Below are 12,939 nucleotides of genomic sequence, written 5' to 3'. Positions count from 1 at the left end.
CAGTGAATGCTGTCGGAAAATTAACTAAGAATTGTAAGCAAAATCTTTCTACGATTGAAGTGCTCACCCGAAGTTCAGAGGGGTTAATCCTCAGAATGCTGACTAGCAGCAACTCAGGTGCTTAAGCCGCAGAAGCTACCAACCAGAATAAACCATCTACTAAGATTGTGCTCAGCACAGCTCCGCCAAAAGCCCACCAATGGGGTTTCTGAGAGCGGAGTGGCAATAATCCCACCACCAACAAGGTGATCCCCAACACCGCTGCCCAACCTGCTCCCCAGGGTGTGCGCATCTGGGCGATCGCATTCTGGAAAATTGGTAATGCTAACGCGGGATCAACCTGCATCAACTGCCGCCAATGGGGAATTAGATCCACGATATAGAAATAAAGGTCGGTAACAACCGTGCCAAATAGAGATCCTAAATAAAAAAAGTTTCCTACTTTTCCCCACTGGCGCAGCAAGCACCAAATGGCCACAGGCAAACCAATTGCTTCGATGGGTAGGTGCAGCAACGGCTCCCAACGAAACCATCCCCAGTAAATCGAGCCTGCCAGCCAACTCCAGGTAAATCCGAAGAGCAAATCTCCCCAAAGCTGAGTGCGATCGCGAGCCATCAGAATTAAACTGAGACCAAGCCACCCCCCAGTCATGAGCAAACTTAATTCTGGAAACCAGCGTACCAAAGGAGCCTGAACAAACACTGGGACTGCTACTAGAAATACAGCCGCCAGAAGCATGGCCCAGGTTTGACCCAGTCGTAACTGCCAAATTGGGGTAGATGACCTTTCTGAGGCTGAATCAACCATGCGAGAGGATGGGGAGAAGGGAGTAAAGGAAGACAAAGTATTTTTAATTTTTCTTATTTAATTTACTTTTTTTAACATAACACAAGCAAATCCCCCTGGGGGGTATCCCATTCATCATAACTTTGTTTTTCTCTTGCAAGAGGCTGCAATCAATTTTCTGCCATGTGCTCATTGAAACTTTCACAACTTTGTAACATTCAATTACGCTATACCAGAGCAGGTGAAAGTCTGACTTTGCTGGTTGTTTTTGAGTGAGTCCAATGGGTTGTGGGCGGCTGATGGCTACAAGAACTTTTAGTTAACTTGTCCCGCTAAAGAGCGGGAACCCTAGTAAAAACTTGATACCGAGCTGATTATTTTCCTGGAGTATATGCATGGCAATTGGCGTAAGCAGTTTGGTGTGGCTCAGCTGTTCCTTAGAAGCAGCATTGATTCCCTGGGACAGGATGGGACAGCTAGCAGAACTTCCCTCTCTCTGGGCAATTGCCACCCCAGAAGCCAGTTCCGCCAACTGGTTGATGGAGCTGTTTCAAGCCTTCATCTTAGGCATTGTGCAAGGCGTTACAGAGTTCTTACCCATTAGTAGTACCGCCCACCTCCAGGTCTTCACCAAAGCGATGGGTTGGTCAACGGTAGGAGCTAAACCGTTTGTCGCGACGATTCAGTTTGGCAGTGTGATTGCAGTCTTGATCTACTTCTGGTCTGATGTCAGCAGCATTTTTGTTGGGGGATGGCAAGCGGCCCAAAAGCGGGACTGGCAACGGGAGGAATGGAAGCTCTTGGTCGGGATTGTGGTGGGCACTATTCCAGCCATAGCAGGTGGCTATTTGCTCAAAAAGGCACTAAACGACAACGGTTCTTTGATCAATAGTATGGCGACGATCGCGATCGCTTCGATTGTTATGTCCCTACTGCTAGGAGCGGCGGAGAAGTTTGGGAGTCGGAAGCGCAGTTTTGAGTCTTTGCAAATTCAAGACGGGATTCTGATTGGTTTGGGACAAATGCTAGCTTTAGTACCCGGTGTTTCTCGCTCAGGCTCTACCTTAACCACAGCGCTATTTTTAGGTTTGGAGCGGCAAGCGGCTGCTAGATTCTCTTTTTTACTGGGGTTGCCCACTTTAGCGATCGCGACCTTATATCAGTTTTTTAAGGAAGCGCTGGGCCAAATGGATTTGTCTTTGGTCTTAGTAGGCACCATTTCAGCCTTTGTCTTTTCTTACCTGTCTATCGCCTGGTTATTGCGCTATCTGCAAAACTGCAACACCTGGATCTTTGTTTGGTATCGGTTAGGATTTGGGGCAACCATTTTAGCAGCGCTCGCCGCTGGTGTTTTACGTAACACCTGAAGCGGGACTCTCTAGAATAGTGAGGTACTGTAAATGTAAAATTTTCAGTCATTTTTTGCATTCACTACCCTCCCTGAAGCTTTTCGAGCGCTGACAAATTCATGAGCGAAGTTTCTATCCGTCCAGCTTTAATTACCAAGGTTCTCCCTGACTCAATTGCGGCTGAGATTGGATTTGAACCAGGCGATCGCTTAGTGTCCATCAACGGCCAGAAACCCCGCGACCTAATCGACTATCAGTTTCTCTGTGCTGATGAAGTCCTAGAGCTAGAAGTTCTAGATGCCAAAGGGAAAAGCCATGAGATCGAGATCGAAAAAGATTTTGATGAAGATCTGGGACTGGAGTTTGACACCGCTCTATTTGATGGTCTAATCCAGTGTAATAACCGCTGTCCGTTTTGCTTTATTGATCAGCAACCGCCTGGGATGCGCCAAACGCTGTATCTCAAGGACGACGACTATCGCCTCAGCTTTCTGTATGGCAGCTACTTAACCCTCACCAACCTGACTCAGCGAGAATGGGATCGCATTGAGCAGATGCGGCTCTCTCCGCTTTATGTCTCAGTCCATGCCACCGAGCCAGAGATTAGAACTCGGCTGCTGAAGAACCCCAGAGCGGGACAGTTGCGATCGCAGTTGCAATGGTTCCAAGAGCGTCGATTGCAGATTCATGCTCAGGTGGTGGTTTGCCCAGGCATTAATGATGGGGTGCACCTCGAGCGAACCTTGCTGGACTTAGCTGAGTTTCACGCAGGCGAAATGCCTGCGATCGCTTCTGTCGCGGTGGTGCCAGTGGGACTGACTCGCTTTCGGCCTGAGCAAGATGAGTTGGTGCCTGTCACGCCAGAAAAAGCGCAAGAAGTGATTACCCAAGTTCAGACGCTTCAAGCCCAATTTCAACAGCGCTTTAACTCCACCTTCGCCTGGTTAGCGGATGAGTGGTTTTTGATTGGGGGCCAACCCCTCCCACCTGAATCGCATTACGAAGACTACCCCCAACTGGGTAATGGCGTCGGCTCAATTCAGCAATTTCTCCAAACCTTTGCTGCCGCAGCCGCTCGTTTACCCCAGCAAATTTCTCCTCCCCGCAAGCTAACTTGGATCGTAGGAAATGCCGTTGAGCATGCGTTTCAACCGTTGCTCCAACGCCTCAACCAAGTCGAAGGACTCACGGTGGAACTGGTAGCACTTTGCAGCGACTACTGGGGCCAATCGATCACTGTGACAGGCTTGCTCACTGGGCACGATTTATTACCTGCGCTCCAAGACAAGGATTTGGGCGAGGGAATTCTCCTGCCAACGGTAATGCTGAAGCACGGAGAGTCTTGTTTCTTGGATGACACCACCGTTGAGGACTTAGCTCGCCAACTCCAAACCAAAATTTGGCTAATTGGCAACGTCGAAGAATTTATGGAGACTTGCCTCCTGCTCGATGCAGCTGCCCAACCCTGCATTTCTGGAACCCCAAAGGCTCCTTCCTGCGTCTAGTGCCAGTCTTTTCTAGGTGTACCCCCCTATGATGAAGTGGTCGATCGAGAAAAGTATTACTACTGGCTTTGGTATCGCCTTTCTAGTACTGGGCTTAATTGGTGGCCTCGCTTATTGGAATACCACCCAACTCGTTGCCACTGCAAGCTTGGTAAATCATACCTATCAGGTGCTGGAGGCAGAAGAAAGTTTACTCTCCCACATTGCCAACGCTGAAACTGGGCAGCGGGGATACATCATTACAGGACAAGAAGAGTATTTAGAACCTTATTACATCTCCATTAACACCATTAATGCCCAAGTTGACACGCTTCAGGCGCTCACCGCTGATAATCCTAGGCAGCAGGAGCGCCTTAACAGCTTGCGTCCTCTGCTCCAGCTGCGCCTAGACAAGCTGGAAGCAGTCTTAGACATTCGTCAGGAGCAGGGATTTACAGCAGCTCAGCAAGCAATCCGTGAAGCTCGAGGCCGTGAGGTGATGGACGCAATTCGTCGCCTCATTGAGGAGATGGTCACTGAGGAAAATCGCTTACTGCAGCAGCGATCGCGTCAGGCAGAATTAGCAGCTCGCAACACAACGCTAATCGTCGGCCTGGGTGGATTCCTCGCATTTGCGCTGCTACCAATTGCAGCCATTGCCATCAACCGAGACATTAGACAACGTAAAACCATCGGGTTAGCTTTGCAAGAGAGTGAAACCAAGCTGAAAGGTTGGGTAGGAGAACTAGAACAACGCAGTCGTGAAATTACGCTCTTGGGAGAGTTAAGCGATGTTTTACAAGCCTGCTTCACTTTAGATGAGGCTTATGCTGTAGTAGCTGAGTTGGTGCAGCCTTTGTTTCCCGGTATGTCTGGGGCGATTTATATCACTAGTGAATCTCGCAATTTAGTGGAGGCGATCGCCTCTTGGGGACCACTACCCGCGCCACCAGCCATGTTTGACCCTACAGACTGCTGGGCACTCCGTCGGGGCCGAGCTTATTTTATAGATAACGGTCATAGCAGCTTGCGTTGCCAACATCTCCAAGCTCCTTTGCCTAATGAGTCCTGTTGTATCCCTATGCTGGCGCAGGGAGAAGCTTTAGGAACCTTATATCTAGCGACAGGCAACCAAGGCGACCTTACGCCTACAAAACGACTACTGACATCGACAGTCGCAGAACATATTGCCCTAGCTTTTGCTAATCTCAAGCTGCGTGAAAGCCTGCGAAACCAAAGCATTCGCGACCCTCTGACTAGCCTATTTAATCGGCGCTATATGGAAGAATCGCTGGAGCGAGAAGTGCGACGGGCAGAACGTAACCAACAACCCCTTGGTATCGTGATGCTGGATATTGACCACTTTAAGCGCTTCAATGATACCTTTGGTCACGAAGCAGGAGATGTAGTCCTGCGCGAGGTAGGCTTGCTGATCAAAAACTCGATTCGAGCTTCAGATATTGCTTGTCGCTACGGTGGCGAAGAACTAATGCTGCTCCTACCGGATGCTTCTATAGAAATCACGCGCCAACGAGCCGAACAAATCCGAGAGGCGATCGCCCACCTGAGTGTGCATTATCACCGCCAAGCTCTCGGCATGATTACGCTTTCAGCCGGGGTTGCTGCTTTTCCGATTCATGGGCCTACCGGAGAGGCGGTAATCCGGATGGCAGATACCGCTTTGTACCGCGCTAAGGCTGCTGGGCGCGATCGCGTTATGGTAGCCGATGAGACATCAGTTGTCAGTTTTCTAGCTCCAGATGCTGAGGAGCAGGTTTATTGATATCTTTCAGGGTGCTTTTGACATACCGCTTTCCCATTCGTGTAGGAAGTCTAGTGATCTGCGTCTAAAGCGGCTAGATAATCGATCGCTGCCTCTAACTGGGAGGAATATTGCTCAGCAAACTGGTGGAACCAAAGTCCTTCGGTAGACAATGGGTCTAAGTTCTTTAACCAATCTTGAGCAGTACGAGCCAAAGCGGCTCGGCGGGCTTGTTGCAATTGAGCTTGCCGTTGTTGTTCCGCAACTAACAGCTGTTGTTGGGCTTCCTGGGCAGCAGCATCTTGAGCCTTATACTGTCCTTTGACCTCCGTCAACAAGCTATCGATCGGGTCTTGATGCTGCCGCGAAGAAGCTGGTTTCGGCGGGGGAGAGTTTGGCAGAGAGATCTCAGAGGCTGGGGCTGGTGGCGGAGCGGTTTCGCTGTACTGAGCTCTGACCTGCGCTAGCAACTGGTCAATTGAGTCCATATCGTTCTGCACTTCTAGTCGCTAATGGCATTGAGCAACACTTCACTCAAGCTCATGTCCTCAATGTCGGCAAAGGTAATGGCATCACAAATATCAAACTTAGCTCCCACTCCTGCGAGTTGGTCATCTAAAGCTTGAAGAAACTTGGTGGCTTGGGGGTCAGCTCCGATTTGAATAAACGAAATGGCCAATTCTTCATCTCGCTCCATTTTTCGGGAGGCATCGACAATCACTTCCATCACAGCTCGGCGATCGTCTGGTTCCCCATCTGTAATCACTAAAATGGTTTCCCCAGCAGGCTTAGCTTTCCCAGCAGCTTTGCGCTGAAAGTAGGAATTGGTGGCATCTTGCAGCACCGCAGCCAGATTAGTGGTTCCAGCGGGGTCATTTTCCTGAAAAATCTGTTCTACCTTAGCCGAGGTGACATCGTCATAGCGCTTGAAGCGGCCTGAGAACAGATAAACCGTAATGCCATCTGGATCGAACTGCTCACACTTTCGCGCCAATGCCAAACTGGACTCTTGCACTTCCAGCCAACGGCTACGACCGCCGCGCTGATCTGGAGTGGACATGCTACCACTTTTATCAATGATGAGCGTATAGTCCCGATCTTTCACGACGCAAACCTCAGTACATCCTTATTTTTCGTCCAGTCTAGAGGATGAAACCGCTGGGTGTCACGAGTAAGCATGGGAAAATTAGCAATTAGTCGGTGGCTAAGCCCTAATTGGTGAATTACCCGACGCTCATCGCTAGGCGATAGAGCGCGGGCTTCCAACTTCAACGGGAGTTACCTCCGAATTCATGGATTTTTTACGTCCAGAACCCTTCGGATTTACACTCCCTCGATTGGCAGTAGCGCTGATTCCCAACGCCAATAATCGCAAGCCTTCATTCCTGATATTGATTGCCGCATTCACGTCTCGCTCATGCCGTTGCGGGCAATGAAGGCAATCAAAGAATCGTACAGAGAGATTCATCTTGTGAATCGGTAGCAGCGTGTTTGAGCAAAGGTGTGACGAAGGGAAGAACCTGTCTATTTCAAGATAGGTCTTGCCATCAAACTCTGCCTTGTAGTTGAGCATCGTGCAGAACTTACCCCATCCAGCATCACTGATAGCCTTAGCTAGGGTGTGATGCTTCACCATGTTTTTGACTGCCAGATTTTCCACCACCACAACTTGGTTTTCGTTGACTAGCTTGCGAGATAGTTTGTGGAGAAAATCTTCTCTGACTCTGGCAATTTTGCCGTGAACTTTAGCGACCAGGCGACGCGCTTTCATGCGAGTCTTACTACCCTTGGTTTTTCTGGATAGCTTTTGCTGCTTACGCTTTAAGTTCTTAGCATGTTTCTTAAGATGCTTAGGATTGCTGAACTTTGAGCCATCAGAAGTGACGGCAAAATCAATGAGCCCTAAGTCAATCCCAACGGCTTTACCATCACTGGTAATTTCAGGCTGAGCGGTAGCGTCATCAATCAATAAAGAGGCAAAATAGCGCCCTTCAGGGGTCTTAGATACCGTAACGGTCTTAATCTTGCCTGTAGGTAAAATGCGATGGATTTTAGCTTTTACGGTGCCTAGATTCCCAGGGAACTTAATCGCATCATCACCCTGAAGTTTTACGTTGGCAGGATATTGAACCGACTGCCTATCAAACTTGCTTTTGAATGTGGGGTATTTTGCCCGCCCCTCAAAGAAGTTGATAAACGCTTGAGAGAGGTTCAAGATCGATTGCTGGAGACACTGGGAATAGGTTTCCTTCAGCCATTCAAACTCTTTCTTTAGTTCTGGTATCCGCTTCTTCATGTCGTAAGCAGATACGCCTTTACCCGTTTCCTTGTAGGTCGCAGACATTAAGGAAAGCGACTGATTCCAGAGCCATCGAGTTGCGCCAAAATCTTTGGACAGCTGAATGACCTGCTCGTCAGTCGGATAAATTCGCACCTTTGTTGCTTTGATCACACCCTCAGCTTAGCGTATTTCTAGATTTATGATAAGCATTATAGATAGTGTGTTCCTATGCCTTCGGCAGGCTATGCCAACGGGCGCTGTTGCCTTCCCTGGCCTACGGAATCAGTCAGGCAACGCACCCTCAGTCACGCGCTTCTCATCCCGACGCTAACCTGAGTACAGGTATAGCACGGGGCTTCCCCGCTAGCGGCTAAAAGCTAAGTGATGATATTTGGGTTACCGCTAAGGGCTGAGAAAGCTACGCCGGAATCAAGGTTTCTTGCAACGGTTGCCAACGACAAACGCGATCGCCTCCGCGCTCTACCACTATCCTGACTCGCGGCTCTAGGGTGGGTAGTAGGGCTAGAAATTCAACTTCCTCACGCGACAAAATATGGCCTTCAATCAACCACAGCACTAAGCCCTTGGCATGGGTGGGCAGATTCTCTAGCTGATAGGTCAGAATTGGTGGCGCAAAGTGAACCCGAATATCTTTCTTGCCAAGGTGAGCCGGACGGACTCCATGAACTCCAGTCAAGTAGCTGGACAAGTCGCCTAGACCTTTAGCACTCATATGTACCGTCACATAACCAGCGGCCCGGAGACGGCGTTGATAGCGGCCTTCAAAGCCACCTTCTAAAGGCACATAGAACCCTAAAGCGCCTGACTTCTCTAAATCGCGAACCAGTTTGCTGCCATTTGCGATAAGTCCCATAAGTTTTATGCTTTACCCCGCTCAAAGTCCTATTTTGACTCACTCCACCACATCTGTGGCTGCGATCGCGCCCTTAGTTTGGTAGAGAAACTGCATCAATCTCTCGTCCGCCTGTTCATTTTATCCTGTAGGTAGGTACTTATGCTGCCTACACCAGAAACTATGCAAGATTTAGGTTGGTTATGTCCAAGAAGCAAAAGTTTCCTCATTTAGTCGGCTCCAAATGGACAGCTCGACAAACCATGATGGGATGGCGGCACTTTCAGGTCGTCAATCGCAAAAATGAAGGTCAATGGGTGTTTGCGGAGATGGTGGCTGCCTGTGACCCCAATGTACGCTTGTGGTTAAATGCCAAACAACTGAAAAATCGCTCCATGTGGCAAGCAGGCTGGCAATCTTTACAGGAACAAGCACTTGAAGCCAGCGAAGCCGAGTTCTTATAGGCTATGACTACTTCCACTTAGTTTTACCCTTGGTTTTGGGTTTAGGTTGGCGATCGCCTGTCTCCCCATCGTTCGACAGATCCAGCTTGACTAAAATTTCTTTAGGCTGAGAAATGGCCTTGGTGTGAACCTGAAAGTCTCATTGTTCATAGGGGCCAACAAAATTACGGTAGCCGTTAGAGAAAGTAAAGCGTGGAAACCAAACGACTCGGAAATACAGATATCACGATTAGTGCGATCGCTTTGGGTGGAATGCCGATGTCTTTAAGCGATCGCCCCTCTGAAGAGCAAGCGATTGCCACCATTCATCGCGCCTTGGATTTGGGAGTCACTTTAATTGATACGGCTGACTCTTACTGCAAAGATGAATCTGACAAGCATCATAATGAGCGGTTGATTCACAAAGCTCTCCAGCAATATGACGGCAATGTGGGCCACGTCAAAGTCGCGACAAAAGGTGGGCTAATGCGCCCCAATGGGTCTTGGGCTCACAATGGTAACCCAGAGCACCTTCGGGAGACAATCCAAGTTAGTTTTGAGGCGTTAGGCGGTGAGCAACCGATTGACCTCTGGCAGTACCATGCCCCTGACCCCAACTACACCATTGAGGCATCGCTGGCACCTGCCAAAGAAGCGGTGGAGCAAGGCTTGATCCGTTGCGTTGGGGTTTCTAATTTCTCAGTCGAGCAAATCAAACAAGCCCGTGAAGTTGTGGATGTGGTTTCGGTGCAGAACCAGTACAACCCCTGGTATCGCCAGCCAGAGACGGATGGGGTTTTGGAGTACTGCGAACAAGAGCGTCTTACCTTTATCCCTTGGAGCCCTTTGGGCGGTAGTCGGCGCTTTGGGAAATTAGCAGATATTCCGGCGATCGCGCAACTCGCTCAGTCATACGGTACTTCTGTCTATTGCATTGTATTGGCCTGGTTACGCGCCAAGTCTCCCTGCGTAGTTCCCATTCCTGGTGCAAGCAAGCCTTCTAGTATTGAAGATTCTGTCCATGCGATTGAGGTGCAACTGTCAGAGGCAGATATAGCCGCCATCGATCGCGCCACCGCCAGTTAACCTAAGTACATTCGAGTTCGATTACAGTGCTATTTCTAACTTTCAGGTCAGTAGAGTGCTGATTTCAGCCAGAATACGGCAGTATTCCGCAGCAAACGCTGTTGTTCTCAGGCTAAGCGCAGTGAAACGATGGTAATGAGGCTGCTGAGCTTCCCCATATTGAAAGCCCTTAAGTGTGAAGCGGGGCAAGGTTACTTCTTCGCGAAGCCAATGGATCCAGCAGCAGCAGCAATCTTTGTTCAAACTCACTGCTGCCACACCACTCAAAAATCGGGTTAGGCTCTTTGGTTTGCGTCTACTAACGGGTTACCGCAAAGGGAAATCGCACCGCTGGCTTGCGATCATCGACTGATCCAGTCAGCTCTTTGGTTTCTCCCTGGACTAGCACCGTCAAATTAAAAGGCACTGGGCCTGAAGGCGCACAACGGCGGTATAGCCGCGCCTCGACGGTGTACTTACCTGCTGGAGCCCCACCTGGGAGCCAGAAAATATTCTCGACAGGTCTGGCTACAGGTTCAATGCAGTCAGCATTGGCATCTACATCCTGCTGTCCCCCTGAGCGAACGCGGGGATTTCTGTAAAATACCGTCTGACCACTGGGGTCAGTGACAGCCAAGTCTAAGTCATCCACCGTTTCCCAGCGCAATGTGGCCTGAATATCGCCAGTACCCAGTTCTGGTTCTTGGCCCCCAGTTACACAAAACTCGTCTAAGTTAATCAATCGCCCTGAATCAGTCTTCATGTAGCAAGCCAAGCTCGGCTCCCTACTAGGTTTTGCTAACGGATACCCAAATTGCTGGGTTGGCGATGGATTAGCAAAGCTAGGAGCAGCAAACCCTAAAGCCAAAATCAGTGAGACTGCCGTCGGGCGAATGAGTTGCAACATGGTGCTAGGTAGATTGAGAAATGGCGAATGAGAATTCTTATAGGGTTCCCTAGCCAGAAGGAAAAATCAGAAGGTACTTGCCGGAGGTTAAGCCAAAGGTTAGGTCAGAGGTAGGGCGATCGCACTCCCGCGTCCAAGGCACAATGGGAAAAGGCGTTCCTTTGGGTATTAAATCGGGTATGTCTATCATCGTGGCTGAAGACCTGAGCAAGGTCTATCCTGTAGCGGTCAAAGAGCCAGGTCTGAAGGGAACATTGCTTCACTTCGTACGACGTAACTACCGCTTAGTGCAAGCAGTTCAGCAAGTTTCTTTCCAGATAGAAGCGGGTGAAGTGGTTGGTTTTTTGGGAGCTAACGGTGCGGGCAAAACCACTACACTCAAAATGCTGACTGGGCTAATTCACCCTTCATCGGGGCAAGTGCGAGTGGCAGGGCAGATCCCTTTTCGGCGTGAGGCCAGCTTTCTACAAAACATCACGCTGGTCATGGGCCAAAAACAACAACTGATTTGGGACTTGCCCACATTAGATTCTTTGAGAATCAATGCTGCGGTCTATGGCATTTCTGACAAAGAACTTCAGTATCGGATTGGCGAATTGGCCGAAATGCTGTCCCTCCAAGCCAAGTTAACCCAACCTGTACGGAAGCTATCTCTCGGCGAACGGATGAAGGCAGAACTTTTGGCAGCTTTGCTCCACCATCCTCAAGTTTTATTTTTAGACGAACCCACCCTAGGCTTGGATGTCAACGCTCAGGTGAGTGTGCGGGACTTTTTGCGGGAATATAACCAGCGCTATGGAGCGACTGTCCTGCTGACGAGTCACTACATGGCAGACATCACAGCACTATGTAAGCGGGTGCTAGTGATCCATCAAGGACAGTTAATTTATGACGGTAGCTTAGACGGCTTGTCAGAGCGCTTTGCCCCCTGCCGTGAGGTCAAAGTAGAGTTAGCCCAGCCCAAATCTAAAGCGGAGTTGTTGGCTTACGGAGACATCGAGGCGGTAGATGGCCGCATGGTGCGCTTTGTTGTGCCCCAGGAATCTTTAACCCGTACAGTGGCTCGCATTCTCGCAGAACTAGAGGTGGTAGACCTAGCGGTCACAGACCCCCCGATAGAAGAAGTGATCGGTCAGTTATTCCGGGCAGGAGCAGCGGTATGAGGAGAGCCTGGAAAATTGCTCAAGCTTTGCTCTCGGTTTACTACGCCTATATGTTGGAGTACCGAGCGGAGCTGCTGTTGTGGGCTTTGTCGGGTTCCTTACCCCTGATTTTGATGGGAGTTTGGATTCAAGCTGCCCAAGGCGGACAGTTGAGTTTGTCTCCGCTCGATTTTGTGCGCTATTTTTTGGCCGTGTTTATCGTGCGACAGATTACGGTCGTTTGGGTAATTTGGGAATTTGAGAAAGAAGTAGTAGAAGGCAAGCTATCTCCACGACTCCTACAACCGCTCGATCCGGTTTGGCATCACGTCACCTCTCATGTGGCAGAACGATTGGCGCGTCTGCCCTTTGTGTTGGGGCTAATTATTTTGTTTTTTCTGCTGTATCCGCAAGCGGCCTGGATTCCACCTCTGAGCAATATTTTGCTGTTTTTGTTGGCAACTGCGATCGCCTTTGCCCTGCGTTTTCTGATCCAACATACCTTTGCCCTCTGCGCCTTTTGGATCGAGCGGGCCAGTGCGATCGAGCAGTTCTGGTTTTTGCTTTATCTCTTTTTATCCGGTTTGGTAGCACCGCTAGAGATGTTTCCACCCGCAGTTCGCAATGTGGTTCTGTGGACTCCGTTTCCTTACATGATTCATTTTCCCGCTAGCTTGCTCATAGGTTTACCTGTTAATTTCGGCCAAGGATGTCTAGTCATGGCAGGTTGGAGCTTGCTGTTTTTGGGGCTAAATCGTTGGCTCTGGCGGCAAGGACTGAAGCAATATTCGGGGATGGGAGCTTGAGGAGGGAGGATGAGGGAGGAAGGATGAGGGATGAAAAGGGTGAGGAGAGACGGGTGAGGA

General features: G+C 49.7%; 13 protein-coding genes. 7 read left to right on the top strand and 6 right to left on the bottom strand.

Annotated features, from left to right (window positions below; genetic code table 11):
• Positions 1-121: 121 nt before the first annotated feature.
• Complete coding sequence (locus KME12_02670; protein ID MBW4486674.1) at positions 122-808, bottom strand: DUF3120 domain-containing protein; 687 nt, start codon at positions 806-808, stop codon at positions 122-124.
• 518 nt (positions 809-1,326) lie between these two features.
• Between KME12_02670 and KME12_02665 the strand changes: the two genes are divergently transcribed.
• From KME12_02665 to KME12_02655, 3 genes are all read left to right on the top strand, one after another.
• Positions 1,327-2,154: an undecaprenyl-diphosphate phosphatase gene (locus KME12_02665; GenBank protein ID MBW4486673.1), complete on the top strand. Its 828-nt coding sequence runs from the start codon at positions 1,327-1,329 to the stop codon at positions 2,152-2,154.
• A gap of 101 nt (positions 2,155-2,255) precedes the next feature.
• Positions 2,256-3,641, top strand: coding sequence for a TIGR03279 family radical SAM protein (locus KME12_02660; protein MBW4486672.1), 1,386 nt, complete (start codon positions 2,256-2,258; stop codon positions 3,639-3,641).
• Positions 3,642-3,669: 28 nt separating this feature from the next.
• A complete protein-coding gene (locus KME12_02655; protein MBW4486671.1) occupies positions 3,670-5,403 on the top strand; it encodes a diguanylate cyclase in 1,734 nt (577 codons plus the stop codon).
• A 50-nt stretch (positions 5,404-5,453) separates the two neighbouring features.
• Here the strand turns inward: KME12_02655 and KME12_02650 are convergent, their stop codons facing one another.
• The 4 genes from KME12_02650 to KME12_02635 form a co-directional block, all read right to left on the bottom strand.
• Entirely contained in the window at positions 5,454-5,870 is a 417-nt protein-coding gene (locus KME12_02650; protein ID MBW4486670.1) for a hypothetical protein, read from the bottom strand.
• A 14-nt stretch (positions 5,871-5,884) separates the two neighbouring features.
• Positions 5,885-6,487: a VWA domain-containing protein gene (locus KME12_02645; GenBank protein MBW4486669.1), complete on the bottom strand. Its 603-nt coding sequence runs from the start codon at positions 6,485-6,487 to the stop codon at positions 5,885-5,887.
• A gap of 135 nt (positions 6,488-6,622) precedes the next feature.
• Positions 6,623-7,834: a transposase gene (locus KME12_02640; GenBank protein ID MBW4486668.1), complete on the bottom strand. Its 1,212-nt coding sequence runs from the start codon at positions 7,832-7,834 to the stop codon at positions 6,623-6,625.
• Between the two features lie 247 nt (positions 7,835-8,081).
• Positions 8,082-8,537, bottom strand: coding sequence for an NAD(P)H-quinone oxidoreductase subunit N (locus tag KME12_02635; protein MBW4486667.1), 456 nt, complete (start codon positions 8,535-8,537; stop codon positions 8,082-8,084).
• A gap of 182 nt (positions 8,538-8,719) precedes the next feature.
• Here KME12_02635 and KME12_02630 point away from each other — a divergent pair, with 182 nt between their 5' ends.
• Together KME12_02630 and KME12_02625 are read left to right on the top strand one after the other, a co-directional pair.
• On the top strand, positions 8,720-8,980 hold the full coding sequence (locus KME12_02630) for a TIGR02450 family Trp-rich protein (GenBank protein MBW4486666.1): 261 nt from the start codon (positions 8,720-8,722) through the stop codon (positions 8,978-8,980).
• A 192-nt stretch (positions 8,981-9,172) separates the two neighbouring features.
• Positions 9,173-10,045: an aldo/keto reductase gene (locus KME12_02625; protein MBW4486665.1), complete on the top strand. Its 873-nt coding sequence runs from the start codon at positions 9,173-9,175 to the stop codon at positions 10,043-10,045.
• Between the two features lie 298 nt (positions 10,046-10,343).
• Here the strand turns inward: KME12_02625 and KME12_02620 are convergent, their stop codons facing one another.
• Complete coding sequence (locus KME12_02620; GenBank protein ID MBW4486664.1) at positions 10,344-10,931, bottom strand: hypothetical protein; 588 nt, start codon at positions 10,929-10,931, stop codon at positions 10,344-10,346.
• 179 nt (positions 10,932-11,110) lie between these two features.
• Between KME12_02620 and KME12_02615 the strand changes: the two genes are divergently transcribed.
• Positions 11,111-12,094: an ATP-binding cassette domain-containing protein gene (locus KME12_02615; protein ID MBW4486663.1), complete on the top strand. Its 984-nt coding sequence runs from the start codon at positions 11,111-11,113 to the stop codon at positions 12,092-12,094.
• Positions 12,091-12,879 (top strand): ABC-2 family transporter protein, encoded by a 789-nt coding sequence (locus KME12_02610; GenBank protein MBW4486662.1) that lies wholly within the window; start codon positions 12,091-12,093, stop codon positions 12,877-12,879. Before KME12_02615 ends, KME12_02610 begins: the two co-directional genes overlap by 4 nt.
• Positions 12,880-12,939: the final 60 nt, after the last annotated feature.

Source organism: Trichocoleus desertorum ATA4-8-CV12, assembly GCA_019358975.1.
Lineage (GTDB): Bacteria > Cyanobacteriota > Cyanobacteriia > FACHB-46 > FACHB-46 > Trichocoleus > Trichocoleus desertorum_A.
This window is presented reverse-complemented; position numbering and strand designations above follow the sequence as displayed.

Bases quoted from the DNA above. Each gene is read 5' to 3' on its own strand.
- KME12_02670 (MBW4486674.1), bottom strand. From the start codon at position 808: ATGGTTGATTCAGCCTCAGAAAGGTCATCTACCCCAATTTGGCAGTTA.
- KME12_02650 (MBW4486670.1), bottom strand. From the start codon at position 5,870: ATGGACTCAATTGACCAGTTGCTAGCGCAGGTCAGAGCTCAGTACAGC.
- KME12_02655 (MBW4486671.1), top strand. From the start codon at position 3,670: ATGATGAAGTGGTCGATCGAGAAAAGTATTACTACTGGCTTTGGTATC.
- KME12_02665 (MBW4486673.1), top strand. From the start codon at position 1,327: ATGGAGCTGTTTCAAGCCTTCATCTTAGGCATTGTGCAAGGCGTTACA.
- KME12_02630 (MBW4486666.1), top strand. From the start codon at position 8,720: ATGTCCAAGAAGCAAAAGTTTCCTCATTTAGTCGGCTCCAAATGGACA.
- KME12_02610 (MBW4486662.1), top strand. From the start codon at position 12,091: ATGAGGAGAGCCTGGAAAATTGCTCAAGCTTTGCTCTCGGTTTACTAC.
- KME12_02635 (MBW4486667.1), bottom strand. From the start codon at position 8,537: ATGGGACTTATCGCAAATGGCAGCAAACTGGTTCGCGATTTAGAGAAG.
- KME12_02615 (MBW4486663.1), top strand. From the start codon at position 11,111: ATGTCTATCATCGTGGCTGAAGACCTGAGCAAGGTCTATCCTGTAGCG.
- KME12_02660 (MBW4486672.1), top strand. From the start codon at position 2,256: ATGAGCGAAGTTTCTATCCGTCCAGCTTTAATTACCAAGGTTCTCCCT.
- KME12_02620 (MBW4486664.1), bottom strand. From the start codon at position 10,931: ATGTTGCAACTCATTCGCCCGACGGCAGTCTCACTGATTTTGGCTTTA.